20 protein-coding genes are annotated in these 21,999 nt (G+C 66.6%); 11 read left to right on the top strand and 9 right to left on the bottom strand.

Features of this window, described 5'->3' with window-relative positions; genetic code table 11:
- Positions 1-303 precede the first annotated feature (303 nt).
- Together ASF00_RS08550 and ASF00_RS08555 are read left to right on the top strand one after the other, a co-directional pair.
- Positions 304-3,210, top strand: coding sequence for a PAS domain-containing protein (locus tag ASF00_RS08550; RefSeq protein WP_082463335.1), 2,907 nt, complete (start codon positions 304-306; stop codon positions 3,208-3,210).
- A 166-nt stretch (positions 3,211-3,376) separates the two neighbouring features.
- Entirely contained in the window at positions 3,377-5,539 is a 2,163-nt protein-coding gene (locus ASF00_RS08555; protein WP_055877323.1) for a TonB-dependent receptor, read from the top strand.
- Positions 5,540-5,569: 30 nt separating this feature from the next.
- Here the strand turns inward: ASF00_RS08555 and ASF00_RS08560 are convergent, their stop codons facing one another.
- Both ASF00_RS08560 and ASF00_RS08565 read right to left on the bottom strand, forming a co-directional pair.
- The gene (locus tag ASF00_RS08560; protein WP_055877326.1) at positions 5,570-6,097 is read right to left on the bottom strand and encodes a gamma carbonic anhydrase family protein; all 528 of its coding nucleotides are present in this window, start codon (positions 6,095-6,097) and stop codon (positions 5,570-5,572) included.
- A complete protein-coding gene (locus ASF00_RS08565) occupies positions 6,097-8,205 on the bottom strand; it encodes a malate synthase G (RefSeq protein ID WP_055877329.1) in 2,109 nt (702 codons plus the stop codon). Before ASF00_RS08565 ends, ASF00_RS08560 begins: the two co-directional genes overlap by 1 nt.
- Positions 8,206-8,298: 93 nt before the next feature.
- Here ASF00_RS08565 and ASF00_RS08570 point away from each other — a divergent pair, with 93 nt between their 5' ends.
- A complete protein-coding gene (locus tag ASF00_RS08570; protein WP_055877332.1) occupies positions 8,299-9,174 on the top strand; it encodes a LysR family transcriptional regulator in 876 nt (291 codons plus the stop codon).
- On the opposite strand, the gene ASF00_RS08575 is transcribed toward ASF00_RS08570, so the two are convergent.
- The gene (locus tag ASF00_RS08575) at positions 9,129-9,617 is read right to left on the bottom strand and encodes a MarR family winged helix-turn-helix transcriptional regulator (RefSeq protein WP_200910514.1); all 489 of its coding nucleotides are present in this window, start codon (positions 9,615-9,617) and stop codon (positions 9,129-9,131) included. The two genes, ASF00_RS08570 and ASF00_RS08575, sit on opposite strands and share 46 nt — an antisense overlap.
- 78 nt (positions 9,618-9,695) lie before the next feature.
- On the opposite strand from ASF00_RS08575, the gene hppD reads away from it, so the two are divergent.
- The 5 genes from hppD to trhO all read left to right on the top strand — a co-directional run bounded on the left by hppD (position 9,696) and on the right by trhO (position 14,323).
- The gene (gene hppD / locus ASF00_RS08580) at positions 9,696-10,766 is read left to right on the top strand and encodes a 4-hydroxyphenylpyruvate dioxygenase (RefSeq protein WP_055877336.1); all 1,071 of its coding nucleotides are present in this window, start codon (positions 9,696-9,698) and stop codon (positions 10,764-10,766) included.
- Between the two features lie 201 nt (positions 10,767-10,967).
- Entirely contained in the window at positions 10,968-12,308 is a 1,341-nt protein-coding gene (gene hmgA, locus ASF00_RS08585) for a homogentisate 1,2-dioxygenase (protein ID WP_082463336.1), read from the top strand.
- Positions 12,305-12,949: a maleylacetoacetate isomerase gene (maiA, locus tag ASF00_RS08590; RefSeq protein WP_055877339.1), complete on the top strand. Its 645-nt coding sequence runs from the start codon at positions 12,305-12,307 to the stop codon at positions 12,947-12,949. Before hmgA ends, maiA begins: the two co-directional genes overlap by 4 nt.
- Positions 12,946-13,311 carry a Rieske (2Fe-2S) protein gene (locus tag ASF00_RS08595; protein WP_055877342.1) on the top strand — a complete coding sequence of 122 codons (366 nt, stop codon included), beginning with the start codon at positions 12,946-12,948 and terminating at the stop codon, positions 13,309-13,311. Before maiA ends, ASF00_RS08595 begins: the two co-directional genes overlap by 4 nt.
- A gap of 55 nt (positions 13,312-13,366) precedes the next feature.
- Entirely contained in the window at positions 13,367-14,323 is a 957-nt protein-coding gene (trhO, locus tag ASF00_RS08600) for an oxygen-dependent tRNA uridine(34) hydroxylase TrhO (RefSeq protein WP_055877345.1), read from the top strand.
- Between the two features lie 140 nt (positions 14,324-14,463).
- Here the strand turns inward: trhO and ASF00_RS08605 are convergent, their stop codons facing one another.
- From ASF00_RS08605 to ASF00_RS08620, 4 genes are read right to left on the bottom strand one after another with little or no spacing between them, the layout of a single operon-like run.
- On the bottom strand, positions 14,464-14,985 hold the full coding sequence (locus ASF00_RS08605; RefSeq protein ID WP_055877348.1) for an ankyrin repeat domain-containing protein: 522 nt from the start codon (positions 14,983-14,985) through the stop codon (positions 14,464-14,466).
- 1 nt (position 14,986) lies between these two features.
- Complete coding sequence (locus ASF00_RS08610; RefSeq protein WP_055877351.1) at positions 14,987-16,147, bottom strand: glutathionylspermidine synthase family protein; 1,161 nt, start codon at positions 16,145-16,147, stop codon at positions 14,987-14,989.
- Positions 16,147-16,896: a PspA/IM30 family protein gene (locus ASF00_RS08615; RefSeq protein WP_055877354.1), complete on the bottom strand. Its 750-nt coding sequence runs from the start codon at positions 16,894-16,896 to the stop codon at positions 16,147-16,149. The genes ASF00_RS08610 and ASF00_RS08615 overlap by 1 nt, the downstream gene beginning before the upstream one ends.
- 37 nt (positions 16,897-16,933) lie before the next feature.
- Entirely contained in the window at positions 16,934-17,368 is a 435-nt protein-coding gene (locus ASF00_RS08620; RefSeq protein WP_055877357.1) for a YjfI family protein, read from the bottom strand.
- Positions 17,369-17,613: 245 nt separating this feature from the next.
- Here ASF00_RS08620 and ASF00_RS08625 point away from each other — a divergent pair, with 245 nt between their 5' ends.
- From ASF00_RS08625 to ASF00_RS08635, 3 genes are read left to right on the top strand one after another with little or no spacing between them, the layout of a single operon-like run.
- Positions 17,614-18,255, top strand: coding sequence for a DUF2491 family protein (locus ASF00_RS08625; RefSeq protein ID WP_055877360.1), 642 nt, complete (start codon positions 17,614-17,616; stop codon positions 18,253-18,255).
- Between the two features lie 32 nt (positions 18,256-18,287).
- Complete coding sequence (locus ASF00_RS08630) at positions 18,288-18,701, top strand: DUF350 domain-containing protein (RefSeq protein WP_055877364.1); 414 nt, start codon at positions 18,288-18,290, stop codon at positions 18,699-18,701.
- Between the two features lie 10 nt (positions 18,702-18,711).
- A complete protein-coding gene (locus ASF00_RS08635) occupies positions 18,712-19,281 on the top strand; it encodes a DUF1190 domain-containing protein (protein WP_055877367.1) in 570 nt (189 codons plus the stop codon).
- Between the two features lie 145 nt (positions 19,282-19,426).
- Here the strand turns inward: ASF00_RS08635 and ASF00_RS08640 are convergent, their stop codons facing one another.
- On the bottom strand, positions 19,427-20,917 hold the full coding sequence (locus tag ASF00_RS08640; RefSeq protein ID WP_055877371.1) for an MFS transporter: 1,491 nt from the start codon (positions 20,915-20,917) through the stop codon (positions 19,427-19,429).
- Positions 20,918-21,976, bottom strand: coding sequence for a LacI family DNA-binding transcriptional regulator (locus tag ASF00_RS08645; RefSeq protein WP_414893865.1), 1,059 nt, complete (start codon positions 21,974-21,976; stop codon positions 20,918-20,920).
- Positions 21,977-21,999 lie beyond the last annotated feature (23 nt).

The raw sequence follows: 21,999 nt of genomic DNA on the forward strand, positions 1-21,999 counted from the left end.
TCTGCATCGAAGCGGTTGACCTATCTTCGGGCGGGATCGACGGGGTGATGACCGCGCTATTGCTCTTCCGCCCTCAGCCAAAGGGCTGAAAAATGCGCTGGCAGGACGGCTCCTGCTCGTCGCGGAGCCATACTGGTCGAAGGTGTGGCATGGGGTACCGACTATGCGCCCTGGATACGCGGCGGATGCGGCGGGGATGATGGATCGTCTTGCCGGCGGTGTGCGTTTGCTGCGTGGCCCGATCCTGTCCATCCCGATCCTATCCGTCTGTTACCCTACCCCTCTTGTCGAAATACGAGCGTGATGCAGTCTCCCCCTTCTCCGACGGCATCGGCCGAGACACTGATCCCGGCGCAGGAGCGATACCGGGCGTTGTTCGAAGCGATCGATGCGGGGTTCTGCATCGTCGAGATGATCTTCGATCCCGACGGCACCGCGAGCGATTACCGGTTCATCGAGGTCAACCCGCAGTTCGAGGCGCAGACCGGTCTGACCGACGTGGTCGGTCGCACCGCACGCGAGATCGTCCCCGATCTCGAGCGATTCTGGTTCGATACCTACGGGAAAGTCGCGCTGACCGGCGAATCCGTGCGGTTCGATCACGGATCCGAACAGATGGAACGGTGGTTCGAGGTCCACGCGTTCCGGATCGGCACCCCCGATGCGCGCATGGTCGCGATCCTGTTCAACGATGTGTCCGATCGTCGCCGCGCCGCGATCGTCACGCAGGAGAGCGAGGAACGGCTCAACCAGGCGCTGACCGCTGGAAACGGAATAGGAACGTGGGACTGGGATGTTCCCACCGATCGGGTCAAGGCGGACGATCGATTCACGCACCTGTACGGTGTTCCCGCCGAAACGGGTCGCAAGGGTGCGCCGCTCGAGCAATTCTTTGGTCGGATACACCCCGACGATCTGCCCGCCGTCCGCACGCAGATTGCTGATGCGATGGAAACGGGCGGGGATTTCTCGGCGGAATATCGCATCCTCCAGCCTAATGGCGCGGTCCGCTGGGTCGCTGCGCAGGGCCGGTGCCGCCTTGCCGTTGATGGCACGCCGCTGCGCTTCCCCGGTGTCAGCTTCGACATCACCGCCCGCAAACAGGCCGATCTGCGGCAAAACGCATTGCTCGAACTGGGCGATGCGATCCGCGACCTGACGGACCCCGACGAGATCGCATATGTCGCATCGCGAATCCTCGGTACGGTGTTAAACGTCAGCCGGGTTGGATACGGCGTCATCGACACGGTGCGGGAGACGATCACCGTCGAACGCGACTGGAACGCGCCAGGCGTGACGACGATCGCCGGAACGCTCAAGTTTCGCGATCACGGCTCCTATATCGAGGATCTGAAGCTCGGCCGCACCGTCGCGATCACCGATGTCGCGCTCGACGCGCGGACGTCGGCGACCGCGCCCGTGCTGAAAGCAATCAGCGCCGCGTCGTTCGTCAACATGCCGCTCGTCGAGCAGGATGATTTCGTCGCGTTGCTCTACGCGAACAATGCTGTGCCGCGCGCCTGGAGCGACGACGACCTGCTGCTGATGCGGGAGGTTGCCGACCGCGTCCGGTCCGCGACCGAACGACTACGCGCCGAAGCGGATCGGCGAGCCAGCGAGGAGCAGTTCCGCGTCTTCGCCGAAGCCGTCCCGAACCAGATCTGGGCGGCGCGCCCCGATGGCTATCTCTATTGGTTCAACCAGCAAGTTTATGCCTTTAACGGGCTGCAACCCGGCGCGCTCGACGGCATGACGACCTGGGCCAACCAGATTCATCCCGAAGACTATCCAGCGGCGGCAGACGCTTGGCACCATGCTCTGGGAACGGGCGAACGGTACGGCGTCGAGTTTCGCGCGCGTGGCAAGGACGGCGTCTATCGTTGGTTCCTGGTCCGCGCCGACGCGGTGCGCGCCGCCGACGGCACGATCCTGCGCTGGGTCGGGACCAACACCGATATCGACGACAGCCGCCGCCAGACCGCCGAAATGGCGCGCTGGAACGAGACGCTGGAAGAGCAGGTCGCGGCGCGCACGCGCGAACTGATGGCGACCGAAGAGGCGCTTCGCCAGAGCCAGAAGATGGAAGCCGTCGGCCAACTGACGGGCGGCATCGCGCATGATTTCAACAATCTGCTGACCGGTATCACCGGCAGCCTCGAACTGCTTGGCATCCGCATCGCGCAAGGACGGTTGAACGACGTCGAACGCTATTCGCTCGCCGCGCAAGGCGCTGCCAAGCGTGCCGCTGCGCTGACGCACCGGCTGCTGGCCTTCTCGCGTCGCCAGACACTCGATCCCAGGCCGACCGACGTGAACCGGCTCGTCTCTGGTCTCGAGGACCTCGTTCGGCGCACGGTCGGACCGGGAATCGAGACCGAAGTGGTCGAGTCGGTCGGGTTGTGGACGACACTGGTCGATGCCAACCAGCTCGAGAACGCGCTGCTCAACCTGTGCATCAATGCGCGCGACGCGATGCCCGAGGGCGGCCGGTTGACGATCGAGACCGCAAACCGCTGGATCGACACGCGGATCGCGCAGGAACGCGATCTCGAACCTGGGCAATATGTCTCGCTATGCGTCTCCGATACCGGCACGGGAATGACGCCCGAGATCATTGCCAAGGCGGTCGATCCCTTTTTCACGACCAAGCCGCTCGGACTCGGTACCGGGCTCGGCCTGTCGATGATCTATGGCTTTGCGCGCCAGTCCGGCGGTCACATCCGGATCTATTCCGAGGTCGGTGAAGGCACCAACGTCTGCCTGTATCTCCCACGACATTTCGGCGAGGCGGAGAGCGCCGACGTCGATGCCGAACTCGCGGATGCGCCGCGGGCACGCGCCGGCGAGACCGTCTTGGTGGTCGACGACGAACCGACCGTGCGGATGCTGGTGATGGAGGTGCTCGAGGAACTGGGCTATGCCGCGATCGAGGCAGCCGATGGCGCAGCAGGGCTCAAGATCCTTCAGTCGAACGCGCGGATCGACCTGCTGGTGACCGATGTCGGACTGCCCGGTGGGATGAACGGGCGCCAGATGGCGGATGCCGCGCGGATCGGACGGCCCGCGCTGAAAATCCTGTTCATCACCGGCTATGCCGAAAATGCGGTGATCGGCAACGGCCTGCTCGATCCGGGCATGCATGTGATGACCAAGCCGTTCGCGATGGAGGCACTTGCCGGCCGGATCAAGACGCTGATCACGGCAGGGTGAGCGCCGACGCGGCGAGCACGACTCCCGCGCCCAGCGCGTCCGCCGCGCATGTTGCAACGCGGCAACAGCATGATGGCCATTACCGATCATGGCGATATTGTCACTTGATATGATGTATCATTAAACATACCCGGGTTGTCATACAGGGAAGACCAAAGGGAATTTGATGAAGACGATGCTGTTTGGAGCCACCGCCCTGGCTGCACTCCTCGCCACTCAGGCGCACGCGCAGACTGCACCCGCGGATGCTGCCACCCCTGCCCCACCCCCAACGCCGGTCGGCGCGACGAACCCGCGCGATATCATCGTTACCGCACCGCTCCAGACCAGCGAGCGCGACGTGCTACAGGGCACGACCGTGCTGACCGGGCAGGAACTCACGCGTCAGCTGCGCCCGTCGCTCGGCGAGACTCTGGCGCGGCAGCCCGGCGTATCCGCCAGTTCGTTCGGCCCGAGTGCGTCGCGCCCGATCCTGCGCGGCTTCCAGGGCGATCGCATCCGCGTGCTCACCGACGGGATCGGCTCGATCGACGTCTCGAACACCTCGGTCGACCACGCGGTCATCATCGATCCGCTGCTCGCCGAGCGCATCGAAATCCTCCGCGGGCCAAGCGCGCTTCTTTACGGCACGTCGGCTGTCGGCGGTGTCGTCAACGTCATCGACACGCGGATCCCGCGCTCGGTGCCCGAGACCGGCTATCGCGTGAACGGGATCGCGAATTACGGCTCGGCCGCCGACGAGCGCTCGGGCGGCATGGCCGGCGACGTCGCGGTCGGCCAGCACCTCGTGCTGCACGCGGATGGCTCGTATCTGAAGTCGGGCGATCTGCGCACCGGCGGTTACATCCTCTCGCGCGATGCGCGCGCACAGGCGCTGGCGACTGCAGCGGTGCCCGTCGATCCTAACGAGGCCGATCCGATCGACTACGCCGCCTCCGCCCGGCTGAAGGGCAAGCTGCCCAACACGCAGGCGGAAACCTGGACCGCCGGCGCCGGCGCCGCGATAATCACCGACACGGGTAGCCTCGGCGTGTCGTACAGCCACTATGACAGCCTGTACGGCGTGCCGATCCGCTATGCGACGCTGCCCGGCCAGGAGCAGGAAGCGCCGCGTCTCGATATCGTCCAGAACCGCGTCGACCTGCGCGGCGAGATCGATACCGGCGGCGACCTGATCAGCAAGATCCGCGTCCGCGTCGGGCAGGCAAGCTATCGCCATTTCGAGCTCGAGGAAGACGGGTCGGTCGGCACCGCATTCTACAACAAGGGCCTCGAAGGGCGCCTCGAAATCGTCCAGGCGAACCGCGGTGGCTGGCAGGGTGCTTCGGGCGTGCAGTTCTACAACCGGATCTTCAACGTGGTCGGCGACGAGGCGTTTCTGCCGAAGAACGAGACCAACCAGACCGGGCTGTTCACGCTGCAACAGTATGAATCCGGCAAGTTCCGCGCCGAGGGCGGTCTGCGCTACGAGATCACCGATCTCGCCGCGCGCACGCCCGAAGACGATCTGCGCTTCTTCCGCGGCAGCCAGAGCTATCATTCGGTATCGGGGTCGCTCGGTGCATCCTATGCCCTCACCGACAGCATCCGGGTCGGGCTGAACGGATCGCGGACCGAGCGCGCGCCCTCGGGCGAGGAGCTGTTCGCGAATGGCGCACACGCCGGCACGCAGGCCTACGAACTGGGCAACCCCAACTTCAGGCTGGAGAAGTCGTGGGGGCTCGAAGGCACGCTGCATGCGCATGGCGATGGCTTCAGCTTCGACGCGTCCGCCTATTACAATTGGTTCTCCAACTATATCTCGGAGAACCAGGTCGCAGCGTCGGTTTGCCAGGCGGCCGCCACTCCATCCGGGCGCGTGGTCGATCTGCCCTGCTTCCAGTATCAACAGGCCGACGCGCGCTATTACGGGTTCGAGGCGGATGCGTCAGTCAAGCTTGCGCAGATCGGTGGCTATGCGGTCAACGCCGACGTGCTCGGCGACTACGTCCACGCCAACATCGTCGACCAGGGCCCGGTCCCGCGCATCCCGCCGATGCGCGTGCTCGGCGGGATCGAGGCGCAGGGCGACCGGATCAACGGTCGCGTCGAGGTCGAGCATGTGTTCGACCAGAACCGCATCGCCGCGTTCGAGACGAAGACCAATGACTACACGATGGTCAACGCCTCGATCGGCCTGAGCCCGTTCGGCAAGGACTCGAAGACGACGCTGCTGCTGAGCGCGAACAATCTGTTCGACGTGAACGCACGGCGTGCGACGAGTTTCCTCAAGGACTTCGCCCCGCTTGCGGGTCGCGATTTCCGCGCGACGCTGCGCTTCGGCCTGTAATGCACGGGGGCCGGCGCCGTGCGCTGGCCCCTAGTCGTCGATCCGTTCGAGCCCTTCCGCATAGACACGCTGCTTGGCCGCATAGGCCGCGGCCGACAGCTTAAGCCCGGCGATCGCCTCGGGCGACAGCGCGCGCACCGCCTTCGCCGGCGCGCCGACGATCAGGCTGCCCGCGGGAAACACTTTCCCCTCGGTCACCAGCGCGTTCGCGCCGATCAGGCAATTCTCGCCGATCACCGCGTGGTTGAGGATCGTCGCGCCCATCCCCACCAGCACGTTGTCGCCGATCGTGCAGCCGTGCAGGATCGCGTGATGGCCGATCGTGCAGCCCTCGCCCACGGTCAACGGGGCGCCAGGATCGGAATGCAGCATCGCACCCTCCTGAATATTGGTCCGCGCGCCGACGACGATCGGCGTGTTGTCCGCGCGGATGACGGCGCCGAACCAGACGCTCGCCCCCTCCCCCAGTCGCGCGTCGCCGATCACGTCGGCGGACAGCGCAACCCACACGTCGTCCGCCAGCGTCGGGCGGTGTCCCTCGATCGCATAGAGCGGCATCAGGCGGCGTCCCTTTCCTTGGCTCGCGCGCGGAACGCGTGGAGCAGCGGCTCGGTATAGCCGCTCGGCTGCGCGAGGCCATCGAACACCAGCGCGCGGGCGGCCTGGAACGCCAGGCTTTCGTCCTCATGCCCCGCCATCGGCCGGTAGAGCGGATCGCCCGCATTCTGCGCATCGACCTTCGCCGCCATCCGCCGCAGCGCCGCGTCCGCCTCGTCGGGCGTTGCGATGCCGTGGAGCAGCCAGTTCGCCATATGCTGCGAACTGATCCGCAGCGTCGCGCGATCCTCCATCAGGCCGATGTCGTGGATGTCGGGCACCTTCGAACAGCCGACGCCCTGGTCGACCCAGCGCACGACATAGCCGAGAATGCCCTGCGCATTGTTCTCCAGTTCCTCGCGGATCTCCTCGGGCTGCCAGTTGTGCCCGGTCGCTACCGGGATCGTCAGCAGCGCATCGAGCGGCGCGATCGGTTCCGCGTTGCGTTCGGCTTGCCGCGCGAACACGTCGACGCGGTGGTAATGCGTCGCATGCAGCGTCGCTGCGGTCGGCGACGGAACCCAGGCCGTGTTCGCGCCGGTCATCGGATGCGAGATCTTCTGCGCGAGCATGTCCGCCATCCGATCGGGCGCGGCCCACATGCCCTTGCCGATCTGCGCCTTGCCGCTAAGCCCGCAGGCGAGGCCGATCTGGACGTTGCGGTCCTCATACGCCTTGATCCACGACGAGGCCTTCATGTCGCCCTTGCGGATCATCGGCCCGGCCCGCATCGACGTGTGCATCTCGTCGCCGGTGCGATCGAGGAAGCCGGTGTTGATGAAGACGACCCGGTCCTTCACCGCCGCGATGCACGCGGCGAGATTGGCGGAGGTGCGGCGCTCCTCGTCCATCACGCCGACCTTGATCGTGTGGCGCGCGAGGCCGAGCAGATCCTCGATCGCGTCGAACAGCCGATTGGTGAAACCGGCTTCGTCGGGGCCGTGCATCTTCGGCTTGACGATGTAGATCGAGCCCGCGCGGCTGTTGCGGATCGGGCCCGTGCCGTTCAGATCGTGCAAGCTAATCAGCGACGTGACGATGCCGTCGAGGATGCCCTCGGGCGCCTCGCCGCCGTCCGCCAGCAGCACCGCGGGCGTCGTCATCAGATGGCCGACATTGCGCACGAACATCAGGCTGCGGCCGGGCAGCGTGAACGCGCTGCCATCGGGGGCGGTGTACGGCCGGTCCGGTTCGAGCGACCGCGTGACCGTGCGGCCGCCCTTGTCGAAGCTGGCGGTCAGATCGCCCTTCATCAACCCGAGCCAATTGGCATAGGCGGCGACCTTGTCCTCGGCATCGACCGCGGCAATCGAATCCTCGAGGTCGGCGATCGTGCTGAGCGCGGATTCGAGCACGACGTCGGCCAAATGCGCCGGATCGTCGCGACCGATCGGATGCTGAGCGTCGATCACCAGTTCGATGTGCAGGCCGTTGTGACGCAACAGGAGGTTGTCCGCCGCATGCCCGACGAGCTGGCTGGGATCGGCAAGCTCGGGCGTGCCGCCGGTCCAGTCGGTCCACGACCCACGTGCCAAAGGCACGGCATCGTCGAGAAACGCCTTCGCCCAGGCAATCACCTGCGCGCCACGGCTGGCGTCATAGCCTTTACCGGACGCCGCACCGGCAATCGCGTCGGTGCCGTAAAGCGCATCGTACAGGCTTCCCCACCGCGCGTTCGCGGCGTTCAACAGGAAGCGCGCGTTGAGGATCGGCACCACCAACTGCGCGCCGGCGAGCGTGGCGACTTCCGCATCGACGTTGGTCGGGGCGACCGCGAACGGCGCCGGCTCTTCGACCAGATAGCCGATCTCGCGCAGGAACGCCTGATAGTCGGGCTGGTCGACCGGTCTGCCGGCGCGGGTTTCGTGCCACGCATCGATCTTCGCCTGGAGGTCGTCGCGCACCGCGAGCAGCGTGGCATTTTCGGGTGCGAACCGGGCGTAGATGTCGGAAACGCCCTGCCAGAACGCGGCGGCATCGAGCGCCGTGCCCGGCAGCACCTGCGTGTCGATGAACGCTACAAGCGGCGCGGCGATCTTCAGACCTGCCTTTTCGATCATCTCGGCCATGCTGCTCTCCTCTGCTCTGGCAGCACGATAGACGCCCGCCACCTTCGCCACTAGACACTATAAAACGAAAGCTGTTGATCGCCTGGAGAACGAATGGACCCCGATATCGTGCTCTTCGCCGAAGTCGTCCGCACCACCAGCCTCAGCGCCGCGGGGCGGTCGCTCGGCATCTCCCCGGCGATGGTATCGAAGCGGATCGCGCGGCTCGAGGCGCGGCTCGGCGTACGGTTGCTCAACCGTACCACGCGCCGGCTCGAGCTGACCGCTCGGGGGGCTGCGTATCACCGCGACATGGTGGCGATCCTCGCCGCGATCCGCGATGCCGAGGCGCGCGTGTCGGATCGCGCCGAGACGCCGACCGGGCCGCTGCGGGTCAGTGCGCCGACTTCCTTCGGCCGCCTCCATATCGCACCGCACCTCAAGCCGTTCCTCGACGCGCACCCGGGGGTCCAACTCGACCTCGATCTGTCCGACGGATATGCCGACGTCATCGGCGACCGGCTCGACCTCGCGATCCGGATCGCGCCTGCGGTGCCGCCCAGTCTGACCGGCTACCGCCTCGCCGACAGCCGTCGCGTCCTCTGCGCGGCACCAGACTACAGCGCGCCGTGCGAAGTAGCCGATCTCAAGACGCACCGCTTGCTCGCGGCGAAGGGTCAGATGCCGTGGCGCCTTGCCGGCCCCGACGGCGCCGTCACGATCGACCGCCCGAGCTATGTCGCGACCAACTCCAGCGAAGTCGTCCGCGAACTCACGCTGGCGGGGGTGGGCATCGCGCTGCGGTCTCTGTGGGACGTCAGCGCCGACCTGGCGAGCGGCCGGCTCGTCCGCGTCCTGCCCGCGCTGGCCGGGTCTGCGGATGTCGGGATCTATGCGGTGCACGCGCGCGGGCCGGTGTCGTCGGGTGCGACCGCGCTGCTCGATTATCTGCGCGGCCTCTGGTCGCCGATCCCGCCGTGGGAGTCTTGAACCAGGTCGATCGTCACGGCATCGATCCGCCGCAGCATCGCGACGAATTGCTCGACCTCCGCGCCCGAGAACCCAGCGAAGATGCGACGCTCCAGATCGAGCGCCTTCGGTGCGACCGACGCGTACAGCGTGCGGCCGTCGTCCGTGAGCCGCAACAGATGCGACCGCCGATCGTCGGGGTTCGCATGCCGCTGCATCAGCCCGCGCTCGACCAGCGCGATCGCCGCGCGGCTGACCGTGACCTTGTCCATGCGGGTCTGCTGGCCCACCTGCTGCTGCGTGATCCCGCCGGCTTCGGCCACCACGGCGACCAGCCGCCACTCCGGAATCGTCAGCCCGAACAGCGCCTCATACGTATCGGCCACCGCCTCGCTCACGAGGTTCGAGGTGATCGACAGGCGATATGGGATGAAATCGTCCAGGACGAGCGCGCGGTCAGCCATAGCGAGATCGTAACGATTGACACCAGTTGATCAAGACGGCAGATTGGTAACAACGGATACCAATCGAAGGATCGAGTCATGGACCATATGGACGTAAACCCGATGGGTCTCGACGGGTTCGAGTTCGCCGAATTCACCTCGCCCGATCCCGACCGGATGGCCGCGCAGATCGAGCAGTTCGGTTTCGTCGCCGCCTCGACCCACCCGACCAAGGCGGTGACCCGGTACAAGCAGGGCCGCATCAACCTGTTGCTCAACCGCGAAGACGGTGGCCATGCGGCGGCATTCCGCGCCGACCACGGACCGTCGGCAAGCGGCATGGCGTTCCGCGTTCATGACGCCAAGGCAGCGTTCGACGCGGCGATCGCGCGCGGCGCCAAGGCGGCGGATGCCAGCACGGGTGCACTCGGCGAGGGCAGCTACGTGCTCGAGGGAATCGGCGGCTCGCTGCTGTATCTGGTCGACCGGCACGGTGCTGCGGGCAGCCTGTACGACGACTGGAACCAGGTTCCGGGCGCGGCTGAAGCGGAAGCCGAGAACAATGTCGGGCTCGACCTGCTCGACCACCTCACGCACAACGTGAAGCGTGGCCAGATGCGGACCTGGGCCGAGTTCTACGGCCAGATCTTCGGCTTCGAGGAGCAGAAGTATTTCGACATCAAGGGCAAGGCGACCGGCCTGTTCAGCCAGGCGATGATCGCGCCCGACCGCGCGATCCGCATTCCCCTGAACGAAAGCCAGGACGACAAGAGCCAGATCGAGGAATTCCTCAAGGATTACAACGGCGAGGGCATCCAGCATCTGGCGCTGACTACCGACGATATCTTCGAGACGGTCGAGAAATTGCGCGCGCGCGGCGTCAAGCTGCAGGACACGATCGAGACCTATTACGAGCTGGTCGACAAGCGCGTGCCCAACCACGGCCACGACCTCGAACGCCTGCGCCGCAACCGCATCCTGATCGACGGCAATGTCGGCGAGGAGGGGTTGCTGCTCCAGATCTTCACCGAGAACATGTTCGGGCCGATCTTCTTCGAGATCATCCAGCGCAAGGGCAATGAAGGCTTCGGCAACGGCAATTTCCAGGCGCTGTACGAGAGCATCGAACTCGACCAGATCCGCCGTGGTGTAGTGACCGTCGACGCCTGATCGCTGAAACCCTCTCCCCTCAGGGGAGAGGGAAAGGCGCGCCAGCGCCGAGGGTGAGGGCACGCGCAACGCCAGCGCGTGCCCTCACCCTTCCGCCGCGCAAGCGCGCGTCTCCCTCCCTCTCCCCAGAGGGAGAGGGCTTAGAAGTTTGAACGGCCGGCGGTCCGGGCGTTGATCGGAACAGGTGACGGAGAGGAAGCCATGACAATCCACCAGCCGACCAACACCGCAGGCGAGACCGCCGGCCAGAGCAGAAACGACAGCGCCGGGTACCTCCCCGGCTTCGGCAACCACGTCTCGACCGAAGCCGTCCCCGGCGCGCTGCCGATCGGCCGCAATTCGCCGCAGCGCCCGGCGTTCGGCCTTTATACCGAGCAACTCTCCGGCACCGCCTTCACCGCGCCGCGTCACGAGAACCGCCGCAGCTGGCTCTACCGGATGCGCCCGACCGCCGAGCATCCGCCATTCGAGCGCTACAGCGGCGCCAAGCGGTTCGCGCCCGGCACCACCGACGCGCCGCTCGCGCCCAACCGCCTGCGCTGGGACCCGATCGAGGCCCCTGCTCCCGGCACCGACCTGATCGACGGCATGACGACGATGCTCGCCAACCGCGACCCCGCCGATCTCGAGGGCGTCGCGCTCCACGTCTACGCCGCGAATGCCGACATGAGTGACCGCGTGTTCATGGATGCGGACGGCGAGCTGCTGTTCGTGCCGCAAAAGGGCCGACTGCGACTGCTGACCGAACTCGGCCGGATCGATATCGCCCCCGGCCAGATCGCGCTGGTACCCCGCGGCGTCCGCTTCCGCGCCGAGCTTCCCGATGGCGAGGCCCGCGGCTATGTCGCGGAGAACCACGGCGCGCTGTTCCGCCTGCCTGATCTCGGGCCGATCGGCGCCAACGGCCTCGCCAACCCGCGCGATTTCGAGACGCCGGTCGCCTGGTTCGAGGATCGCGACGAACCCGTCGAGGTCGTCCAGAAGTTCATGGGATCGCTGTGGACGACCACGCTCGATCATTCGCCGCTCGACGTCGTCGCGTGGCACGGCAACCTCGCCCCGTGGCGCTACGACCTGTCGCGGTTCAACACGATCAACACGGTCAGCTTCGATCATCCCGATCCGTCGATCTTCACGCTGTTGACTTCGCCAAGCGACGTGCCGGGCCGCGCGAACGCCGATTTCGTGATCTTCCCGCCACGCTGGATGGTGGCGGAGGGGACGTTCCGCCCGCCCTGGTTCCACCGCAACATCATGTCCGAGGCGATGGGGCTGATCACCGGCGCCTATGATGGCAAGGCCGAAGGGTTCGCGCCGGGCGGCATCTCGCTGCACAATTTGATGTCCGGCCATGGTCCCGACCTGGCAAGCTGGCAGGGCGCGAGCGCGGCCGACCTGAAGCCGCACAAGATCGACGGCACGATGGCGTTCATGCTCGAGAGCTGCTGGCCCTACGCACCGACCGCCTATGCGCTCGACCATGCGCAGCTCGATTACGATGCGGTCTGGTCGGATTTCCCGAAGGCAGTCCTGCCGCGGTGACCCCGACGCTCCACGGCTATTGGCGCTCGACCGCCGCCTACCGCGTCCGCATCGCGCTTGCCCTGAAGCGCGTGGACTATGCGCAGGTCACGTACGACCTACGCACCGATGCGCAGCGCGAGGCCGGCTACCACGCGCTCAATCCGCAGGGGCTGGTGCCGGCCTTGGAAACCAACGACGCCGTCCTGACGCAGAGCCCCGCGATCCTTGAATGGATCGACGAGACCTATCCCGATCCACCTTTGCTCCCCGCCGACGCGAATGGTCGCGCGGTCGTTCGCGCGATGGCCGCGACGATCGCGTGCGATATCCACCCGGTGAACAACCTGAGGATCCTCAACGCGCTGCGGAGCGAGTTCGGCGCCGACGATGCCGCCGTGAACCGCTGGATCGCGCGCTGGATCGGTGAGGGGTTCGCCGCGCTGGAGGTGATGATTGCGCATCATGGCCACGGCTTCGCATTCGGCGCGACGCCGACGATCGCCGACTGCCACCTGGTGCCGCAGGTCTATTCCGCCGAGCGGTTTGCGGTCGATCTGACGCCCTACCCGCACCTCAAGGCCGCCGCCGACACGGCCCGCGCGCTGCGCGCTTTCGCCGCGGCGCACCCCGACCGGCAACCGGACGCGGATCGCGCATGAGCGACGGCGAACGGCTCACAGCCACGCCGGCCGGGATCAAGCTCGCCCCGCTCGACACGGTCGCCGAGGGCAAGGCGCGCAACTTCGTGGTGCAGATGCGCGCCGGGCGGTTCCACGGGTTCGTCGTGCGCAAGGACGACGCGGTGGTCGGCTATGTCGATCGCTGCCCGCACATGGGCCTGCCGCTCGCGCAGGTGCTTGACGACTACCTCACCCCGCGCGGCGACCTGATCGCGTGCAGCTGGCATTCGGCGCTGTTCGCGATCGACACCGGTGCGTGCGTCGGCGGGCCCTGCGGCGGAACGCGACTGACCCCCTGGCCGGTCGCGGTGGTTGACGAGATGATCGTCACCGCAGGCTGACGCGGCGGACGCGGTGCGCTAAGGGACCACACCTCCTCCCCTGCACGATGAACCGATGACCCAAAATCTCCCCATCCGCGTCATGGCGCTGTATCGCTTCACGCCGTTCGCCGACATCGCCGCGATCCAGCCGCCGCTGGCGCTCGCCTGCTGTTCGAACGGGGTGAAGGGCACGCTGCTGCTCGCGCCTGAGGGGATCAACGGGACGATCGCCGGGTCCGAGGCGGGGATCGATGCCGTTCTCGCGCATATTCGTGCGTTGCCGGGGTGTGCCGACCTCGACGTGAAAGAGTCGCGCGCCGAGACGATGCCGTTCCACCGCATGAAGGTGCGGCTGAAGCGCGAGATCGTCACGATGGGCGAGCCGACGATCGATCCGCTGGACGGCGTGGGCCATTATGTCGAGCCCGCGGACTGGAACGCGCTGATCGCCGAGCCAGGGACGATCCTGATCGACACGCGCAACGATTACGAGGTGTCGGTGGGCACGTTCGCCGGCGCGGTCGATCCGCACACGCGCAGTTTCCGCGACTTCCCGGCATGGTTTCGTACGCATCGCGCCGAGCTGGTCGGCGACGGCCCGCCGCCCAAGATCGCGATGTTCTGCACCGGCGGTATCCGCTGCGAGAAATCGACCGCGTTCCTCAAGGCCGAGGGGCTCGACGAGGTCTATCACCTCAAGGGCGGCATCCTGAAATATCTCGAGACCGTGCCCGAGGCCGAGAGCCTGTGGGAAGGCGAATGCTTCGTCTTCGACCAGCGCGTCGCGGTCGGCCACGGGCTCGTGCCCGGCAGCCACGTGCTGTGCCACGCCTGCCGCATGCCGGTCAGCGTCGCGGACCGCGCCTCGCCGCTCTATGTCGAGGGGATCAGCTGCCCGGCATGCCACGACGCGCGCGATGAGAATCAGCGCGCCGGCTATGCCGAACGCGAACGGCAGATGCGACTAGCCGAAGCCCGCGGCGAAACTCATGTCGGCGCCGTGTTGCCCAAGACGCATGGGACCGATTGACCAGCGCAACCTGGCTCAGTTTTGCCCCACCCCGGCGAAGGCCGGGGTCCGATTGGGAAGGTTGCAGTAACAGGAGACTACGCTTCGTTAGCGCCGCTCCCCAATTGGGCCCCGGCCTTCGCCGGGGTGGTGTTTAACAACTACGCTCGGCTCGTCGAAAACCGCGCGGCCAACGCCGTGTTGCCTTGCGACATCGCCAGCGACTGCACGGTGTTGCCCGCAGCATCCGCAACCGAAGCATCCGCACCATTCTCCAGCAACAGGTCGATGATCGCCGTCCGGTCCACCAGCGCGGCCATCATCAGCGCGGTCTGGCCGACGCCATTGCGCCGGTTCACATCCGCCCCCGCATCGAGCAGGATCTGCGCGATCTCCGCATAACCCTTGAAACACACCCCCATCAGCGCCGTGTTGCCACGCGCGTCCGCAGCACCGTCGACCTTCGCACCCGCCGCGAGCAAAGCCGCAGTGGCGACGGCCTGCCCGTTATAGCTGGCGATCACGAGCGGCGTGTAGCCCTTCGCATCGGTCACCTCGATATCGACCCCCGCCTGCAACAGCGCCGGGATCATCTCGTCGCGCCCCATCCGCGCGGCGTCGAACAGCAGTTCGACCAACCGCTCCATCGGCGGCAAGGGGCGGAGTTCGCGCGCGTCGTTCATGTTAGGCCTCGATGATATGCGGCACGAACCGCGCGAGATTGCGCGTCACGACCGTGTCATCCTCCCGAACGCCGATCCCCGCGGCTTCGTTGCCGACCATCCACGCGCCGATCACCGGATGCCGCCCGTCGAACACCGGCGGCGGCGCATAGGCCTGCCGGATCGCCCCCTCGGCGCCATAGCCCTGATCCAGCACCGCGTGCGCAGCGTCCCCGATCACCTCGACATTGGCCCCCTCGCGCGAGAACAGCGGCTTCCGCACAAGTTTCGGCCCCAGGATCTGCGCGGCGGGATCGTCGTCGAAGAACGCCGGCAGCAGGTTCGGATGGTTCGGATGCCGCTCCCACAGCAACGGCAGGATGCCCTTGTTCGACAAGATCGACTTCCACGCCGGCTCGATCCAGCGCACGTCCGCCCGCGACAGGTTCGGCGCATAGGGCTCGCGGAGCATGAACTCCCACGGATACAGCTTGAACGCCGCCTGCACCTCATAGCCGTCGGTATCGACGAAGCGCCCATCCGCAGCGAGCCCGATATCCTTCATCTCGACGAACTTGGGCTCGATCCCGACCTGGCTCGCCAGATCCTCGAAGAAGCGGACGGTCTGGCGGTCCTCGACGGCGGACGCATCGGCGGCGAAATGTACGAAGCCGCCGCTCGGGAACAGCGCGCGGAAGCGTTCGCGCAGCTTGTCGAACAGGCTGTTGAACTGGTCCGTCCCCGCCGGCAGCGCGCCGCTAGCAAGCAAATCCTCGAGCCACATCCACTGGAACGTCGCGCATTCGAACACGGACGTCGGCGTATCCGCGTTATACTCGTAGAGCTTGGCCGGCCCCGTCCCGTCATAGGCGAAGTCGAACCGGCCATAGAGCGACGGCTGACGCGTCCGCCACGTCTCCGCAACGTAGTTCCACTGCTCGCGCGGGATGGCGAGGCGTTCCATCAACTGCTGATCGCGCACCACTTCGTCGACCAGATCGAGGCACATCGCGTGCAGCTGTTCCGCTGCCGGCTCGAGATCGTCCTCGATCTCCGCCAGCGTGAACGCGTAGGCCGCGCCCTCGTCCCAATAGGGTTCGCCATCGGTATCGTGATAGACGAACCCGATCGCGTCCGCCCGCTCACGCCAGTCGCTACGCGGGTCGACCGCGATCCGGCGCATCAGCTGTCCGACGTTTTGGTGTCGTCGCGCTGGCCGATCTGCAGCGTCTGGCCGAGTTCCGGCGTCTTGGGCGCGGTCAGCCGCGCAAGCACGTCGTCCGCCGACGACTGGCCGGGGCCGATGCCCGCCAGCCGCAGCTTCTCGTCGAGATCGGCGCCGGTGCGGCGATCCTCGAGCTCGCCCGCCGCCTTGATCCGCTCGCCACGGATCGCCTGGCGTTCGCGGATCCGTGCGAGGCTGTCGGCGGCCGAACCGAGCTTGTTGCCCGCCCCCATGCTGCCCGACGCGACCGAGGCCTGCGCCTTCTGCACCGACTCGTTGACCTTGACGACCTCGACCTCACGGCGGAGCTGTTCGATCTTGCGGTCGGTCTGCGCGACGGCGGTGTGGATCTGCTCCTCGGCGGCGCGCATGTCCTCGACCTGCGGGCTTTTCAGCGCGATGTCCTGTTCGAGATCGGCGATCCGCTGCGCGACCTGGCGCGCAAGATCCATATTGCCCTTCTCGACCGCGATCCGCGCCGAAGCCTCGTACTTCGTCGCCTGCGCACGGAAGCTCTCGACCTCGGTTTCGAGGATACGTCGCCGCGCGACCAGCCCCGCGAGATCGTCGCGGGCCTTGCCTTGCGCCTTGTCCGCATCGCGGATTTCCTGGTCGAGGATACGCAGCGCGTTCGCATCGACGACCGCCGCCCCGGCTTCGTGCGCGCCCGCGCGACCGAGGGTGAAAAGCTTGCTCCAGATGGCCATGCCAGTCTCTCCGTTTGTATCAGTTCAGGCGATGATGTCAGGCAGCCGGGATCTGCGCATGGCGCAGGTCGGTGGCCGCATCGATCGCATTTTCGGCGAGCGTGCGCAGCTCGATCACGACGGTATCGAGCGGGCTCGACGTCGCGAGTTCGCCGAACAGCTCGTAATAATCGCGGCCGTCGACGGTGCCGATCCCGAAGTTCGACAGCGGCACCAGCTTCTGCGATTTGAGCAGGAAGGTGTTGAACGCCAACGGGTCCTCCTGCTCGTCGCACGGCCAGAGCAAGGTCGAGCACGCGATCTGCGCCTCGCTGACGTTGACGAACAGCTCGAGGTCGCCGTGCTGGTGCATCGTCACCAGCAGGACCGGGTCCGCGCCTTCCAGGATCCGCGCGGAGAACTCTCCCGCCTTTGCGGGCTCTGACGTGTCGAGCGCGGCCTTCAAGCTGCGGACGGTCCAGATATCGGTCAATGCAAGAACTCCCGTGCTTGTCGCGTCACGCACACATAGGACGTGTCGCGAACCCTTGCCATCCCCGCTCCCCACTCCGCCATCCCACCGTTTCCCGTCATCCTGACGAAAGTCAGGATCCAGGGTTACGAAGCGCGGCGGGTGTCGCTCTGGGTCCTGACTTTCGTCAGGATGACGGGGGGTTGCGCTTTGCTCGCCCGGCCGCTTTGCCCTATGCAGGCCGTCAACAAAGATACGAGGATTGCATGTTCGATCGCCTGTTCGGCCGCAAGCCAGCGCTTGACGACAACGCCCTGCCCGTCGTCCGCAACGTCACGCTGGGGCGTACGGTCACGGTCGATCCGCTCGCGTGGCGCCGGTTCGGGTCCGAACTGCTGTTCCCGTTCAACCGCGACACGCTGGTGATCGTCGCGCAGGGGCTGGTGAACCTTAACGAAGGCGGGTTCGTCCACCGTTTCTACACCGACGACGACATCATGTTCCAGGCGGTGTCGAACGACCGCGCGGGCCAGGACGTGACCGACGTCACGCTGTTCGCGCCGTGGGACAGCGCATACCCCTCCTCGCCCGCCGAGCGCCCGGCATGGCAGAGCCGCCTCAAGGCGCGCACCTTCACCGCCGAGGGATTGCCCGAATATGGACGCTTCTGGTTCGGCCCCGAGGCGAGCGAGCAGGAACCGGTGACGTTCTGGGAGGATCTCCACGACGACCGCGACGGCATCGTCGACCGCCGCATCTTCCAGACCTGCATGCTGTTCGGGCGCGAGCTGCCGGGTGACGACGGCCGCGAACTGCTGCTCGCGATCGACCAGGAGAACGAGGCGGGCGAGGTATCGTTCGAGATCATGCTCGGCGTGGCACTGGAACTCGGCGAGTTCAGGGCCTAGCATCACCGCCGAACGGCTCCGGGGGACTTGCCATGATCGACCAATACAGCTTCGGCGCCAGCGCGCTCGCCTTCCTGATCGCGTTCGTCGCGGCGGGCGTGTTCACGATCGCGTTCAAGATCGTCTATCAGGTAGCGACGCCCTATCACGAGAAGTCGCTGATCCGCGAGGGCAACACCGCCGCAGCGATCACGCTGGGCGCGGCGTTGCTCGGCTATGTCCTGCCGCTCGCCTCGGCGCTGACGCATACGGTTTCGCTGGTCGAATTCGCGGTCTGGGCGCTGCTCGCCGGCGTCATCCAGATCGTCACGGCTTTGGTCGTCCAGCGTCTCGTGATGCGCGACTTCAACGCGCGGATCCAGCGCGGCGAAATCGCCGCGGCGACCTATATGGCAAGCATCTCGCTGTGCGTCGGCATCCTCAACGCTGCCTGCATGACGAACTGAGGAAGCACCCATGAAGCGTTCCAGATCGATCGTCCTCACCAGCCTGATCGCAGGATCGGGCATCTCGCTGACCGCGTGCGACGGCGATGTCGGCGGCAAGCCGGTCGAGGCGCAGAGCTATGCCTCCGTCGCCGAGTGCCGCGCGGCGGGTGCGCTGTCCGCGGTCCAGTGCGACACCGCGTTCGAGCAGGCCAAGACCGATGCGGCGAAGACCGCACCGCGCTTCGAGGACAAGCAGACCTGCGAGGAGCAGTTCGGCGCCGCGCAGTGCGAACCGCGCAACAACGGCAATGGCGGCAGCTTCTTCACGCCGCTGTTGACCGGCTTCCTGGTCGGACAGGCGCTCAACGGCGGCTTCGGCAATCGCGGCGCGCCGATGTATCGTGACCGCGAGGGCAATTATTACGGGGGCGCCGGCGGCCGGATCAACCGTGACTATGTTACCGGCCGCACGCGCGTCGGCTCGGACGCGTTCACCCCGACGACGGCGCGGGCGCCTGCGCGCGTCCAGACGCGCAGTTCGGTGATCTCGCGCGGCGGGTTCGGCGGCGGCTTCGGCGGCCGCGGCTTCGGCGGCTGATCCTCACTGATGCTCCCCCGCAAGGGGGAGGTGGCGCCATAGGCGACGGAGGGGGAGGACACGGAACACAGGTTGGTGCCAACCGCCCCCTCCGTCAGGCTAACGCCTGCCACCTCCCCCGAGCGGGGGAGGATCAGAAGCCCGGTCACGCGCTCCGCTCGACCCGCAGCATCGCCAGCGCCGCGACACCCATCACCCCGGCGGCGATCAGCATCGCCCAAACGGCGTCGCCGGGGAAGAACGTCCGCACCACCTGCCCCATCACCGACGACACGATCAGCTGCGGCAACACGATGAAGATGTTGAACAGCCCCATATAGACGCCGAGCTTGGCCTGGGGCAGCGCGTTCGACAGGATCGCATAGGGCATCGTCAGGATCGACGACCAGGCGATGCCGATCAGCACCATCGACCCGATCAGGACATATTGGTCGCGCACCACCAGGAACGACGCGAACCCCGCCGCCCCACAGAGCAGCCCGAGGACATGCGCGTCGCGCCGGCCGATCCGCGCCGCCAGCGCCGGCATGACGAACGCCCACAGGGTCGCCACGCCGTTATACACCGCGAACAGCACCCCGACCCAGTTCGCCCCCTCGTTATACGCCGCGCTGGTCGTGTCGGTCGTGCCGAACACATGCTGCGTGACGATCGGCGTCGTGTAGATCCACATGATGAACAGCGCCGACCAGGTGAAAAACTGGACGAGCGCAAGCCGCTTCATCGTTTGCGGCATGGTGCCAAGATCGCCGACGATCTGGCTGAGAACGTTGGACTCCCTTCCCGATCGCACCAGGGCGGCGCTCGCCAGCAACGCGGCGCCGAATGCGATCAGCCCGCCACCCAGCAGATAGACCGGCTTGTCGAGCCCGAACCGCGCTACCGCGGCGACCACGATCGCACCCAGCGCGATCCACACCGGCGCGAGCCGCGCGCTCGACCGGACGACCGTGTCGCGCGGCGCGACCGGGCCCTCGTTCTCGAACGCGGCCATCTCGGCGGGCGAATATTCGCGGGTCGTCAAAACGGTCCACAGTACCGCAAAGAACAGGGCTAGCGCGCCGATATAGAATCCATACTGCACCGACGGCGGGATCCCGCCCGCGGGCGCGGTGTTCGCGACCTGGAAGACGTCGGTCAGGATGATCGGGGCAAGGCTGCCGATCACCGCGCCCGCGCCGATGAACCCGGTCTGGAACGCGAAGCCCGCGGTGCGCTGGCGGCTGCCGAGCATGTCGCCGACGAACGCGCGGAACGGCTCCATCGCAACGTTGAGCGATCCGTCGAGCATCCAGAGCAACACGGCCGCGACCCACAGCACGGGCGCGTTCGGCATCGCCAGCAGCGCAAAGGTCGCGAGCATCGCCCCTGCCAGGAAATAGGGCCGCCGTCGTCCGAGCCGCCCCCAGGTCCGGTCGCTATAATGCCCGATCACCGGCTGGACGAGCAGCCCCGTCAGCGGCGCCGCGATCCACAGGAACGCGAGATCGTCGACCGAGGTGCCCAGCGACTGGAAGATGCGGCTGACATTGGCGTTCTGCAGCGCAAAGCCGATCTGGATCCCGAAGAACCCGAACGATATGTTCCACAGCCCCCAGAAGCCCTGAGGTGGCTTCTCCCTACCCTGCACGGCCATTCAGCGTCCTTCACCCGATGATCGCCGGATCACCAATTGCGTCGGCAGCACCGTGCTCTCGACCGGTCGATCGCCGATCCGCGCGAGCAGCATCTCGACCAGCCGCCGCCCCGCCAGCCCACTATCCTGCGCGATCGTCGTCAGCGGCGGATTGGCAAGGCTGGCAGCGGGGATGTCGTCGAACCCGACGATCGCCACGTCATAGGGCACGTTGATCCCCGCCCCTGCCAGCACGCGCATCGCCGCCAGCGCGATCAGGTCGCTCGCCGCGACGATCGCATCGAACGGCACGCGGCGGTGAAGCAACTCGCGCGTCGCCTGCGTCGCATCCTCCTCGGTCGAGATGGTCTCGACCTGAAGCTTCGGATCCGCCGCGAGACCGTGCTCGCCGAGCGCTGCGACGTAGCCGCGATACCGGTCGTGAAACTCGGGATAATGATCGGTGGCGCTGCCCAAGAACGCGATCCGCCGCCGCCCGCGGTCGAGCAGGTGCCGCGCCGCCGCGGCGCCCCCGGCGATGTTGTCGCACCCTATCGTGAGCCCCGGCTGGCCTGGCTGGACCGAGCCCCAGCGCACGAAGTGGGTCCCTTGCGCGACGAGTGCTTCGAGCCGGGCGCGATAATCGGCATAATCGCCATAGCCGAGCAGGATCAGCCCGTCGGCGCGGTGGCTGTCCTCGTAATCGGTATGCCAGTCGCTCGAAAATTGCTGGAACGACACGAGCAGATCGTAGCCATGCGATGCACACGCCGCCATCATCGCGCCGAGCATGCCCAGGAAGAACGGGTTGACCACGGTCTCGTCGGGGGTCGGATCGCGGAACAGCAGCAGCGCGATCGTCTTGGTCGTACCATTGCGCAGGTTCGAGGCGCTGCGATCGACGGTGTAGTTGAGCTGGCGCGCAATCGCCTCGATCCGCTGCCGCGTCGCCAGATTGACCGTCGAGCTGCCGCGCAGCGCGCGCGATACGGTCGGTTGCGAGACGCCGGCGAGCTGCGCGATATCGAACGAGGTCGGTTTGCCCGTGAGCTTGCCGATGGTCTTGGCAGCGGCAGTCACGACGTTCGGCTCCTCCAGCATCC

This window comes from Sphingomonas sp. Leaf34 (assembly GCF_001421805.1).
GTDB lineage: Bacteria > Pseudomonadota > Alphaproteobacteria > Sphingomonadales > Sphingomonadaceae > Sphingomonas.

Excerpts from the sequence above, each read along its gene's own strand:
- ASF00_RS08565 (WP_055877329.1), bottom strand. The coding sequence starts at position 8,205 with ATGGCCGAGATGATCGAAAAGGCAGGTCTGAAGATCGCCGCGCCGCTT.
- ASF00_RS08610 (WP_055877351.1), bottom strand. The coding sequence starts at position 16,147 with ATGCGCCGGATCGCGGTCGACCCGCGTAGCGACTGGCGTGAGCGGGCG.
- ASF00_RS08550 (WP_082463335.1), top strand. The coding sequence starts at position 304 with ATGCAGTCTCCCCCTTCTCCGACGGCATCGGCCGAGACACTGATCCCG.
- ASF00_RS08605 (WP_055877348.1), bottom strand. The coding sequence starts at position 14,985 with ATGAACGACGCGCGCGAACTCCGCCCCTTGCCGCCGATGGAGCGGTTG.
- ASF00_RS08595 (WP_055877342.1), top strand. The coding sequence starts at position 12,946 with ATGAGCGACGGCGAACGGCTCACAGCCACGCCGGCCGGGATCAAGCTC.
- ASF00_RS08615 (WP_055877354.1), bottom strand. The coding sequence starts at position 16,896 with ATGGCCATCTGGAGCAAGCTTTTCACCCTCGGTCGCGCGGGCGCGCAC.
- ASF00_RS08570 (WP_055877332.1), top strand. The coding sequence starts at position 8,299 with ATGGACCCCGATATCGTGCTCTTCGCCGAAGTCGTCCGCACCACCAGC.
- ASF00_RS08625 (WP_055877360.1), top strand. The coding sequence starts at position 17,614 with ATGTTCGATCGCCTGTTCGGCCGCAAGCCAGCGCTTGACGACAACGCC.
- ASF00_RS08640 (WP_055877371.1), bottom strand. The coding sequence starts at position 20,917 with ATGGCCGTGCAGGGTAGGGAGAAGCCACCTCAGGGCTTCTGGGGGCTG.
- trhO (WP_055877345.1), top strand. The coding sequence starts at position 13,367 with ATGACCCAAAATCTCCCCATCCGCGTCATGGCGCTGTATCGCTTCACG.
- ASF00_RS08575 (WP_200910514.1), bottom strand. The coding sequence starts at position 9,617 with ATGGCTGACCGCGCGCTCGTCCTGGACGATTTCATCCCATATCGCCTG.
- ASF00_RS08630 (WP_055877364.1), top strand. The coding sequence starts at position 18,288 with ATGATCGACCAATACAGCTTCGGCGCCAGCGCGCTCGCCTTCCTGATC.
- ASF00_RS08635 (WP_055877367.1), top strand. The coding sequence starts at position 18,712 with ATGAAGCGTTCCAGATCGATCGTCCTCACCAGCCTGATCGCAGGATCG.
- ASF00_RS08555 (WP_055877323.1), top strand. The coding sequence starts at position 3,377 with ATGAAGACGATGCTGTTTGGAGCCACCGCCCTGGCTGCACTCCTCGCC.
- hppD (WP_055877336.1), top strand. The coding sequence starts at position 9,696 with ATGGACCATATGGACGTAAACCCGATGGGTCTCGACGGGTTCGAGTTC.
- ASF00_RS08560 (WP_055877326.1), bottom strand. The coding sequence starts at position 6,097 with ATGCCGCTCTATGCGATCGAGGGACACCGCCCGACGCTGGCGGACGAC.
- hmgA (WP_082463336.1), top strand. The coding sequence starts at position 10,968 with ATGACAATCCACCAGCCGACCAACACCGCAGGCGAGACCGCCGGCCAG.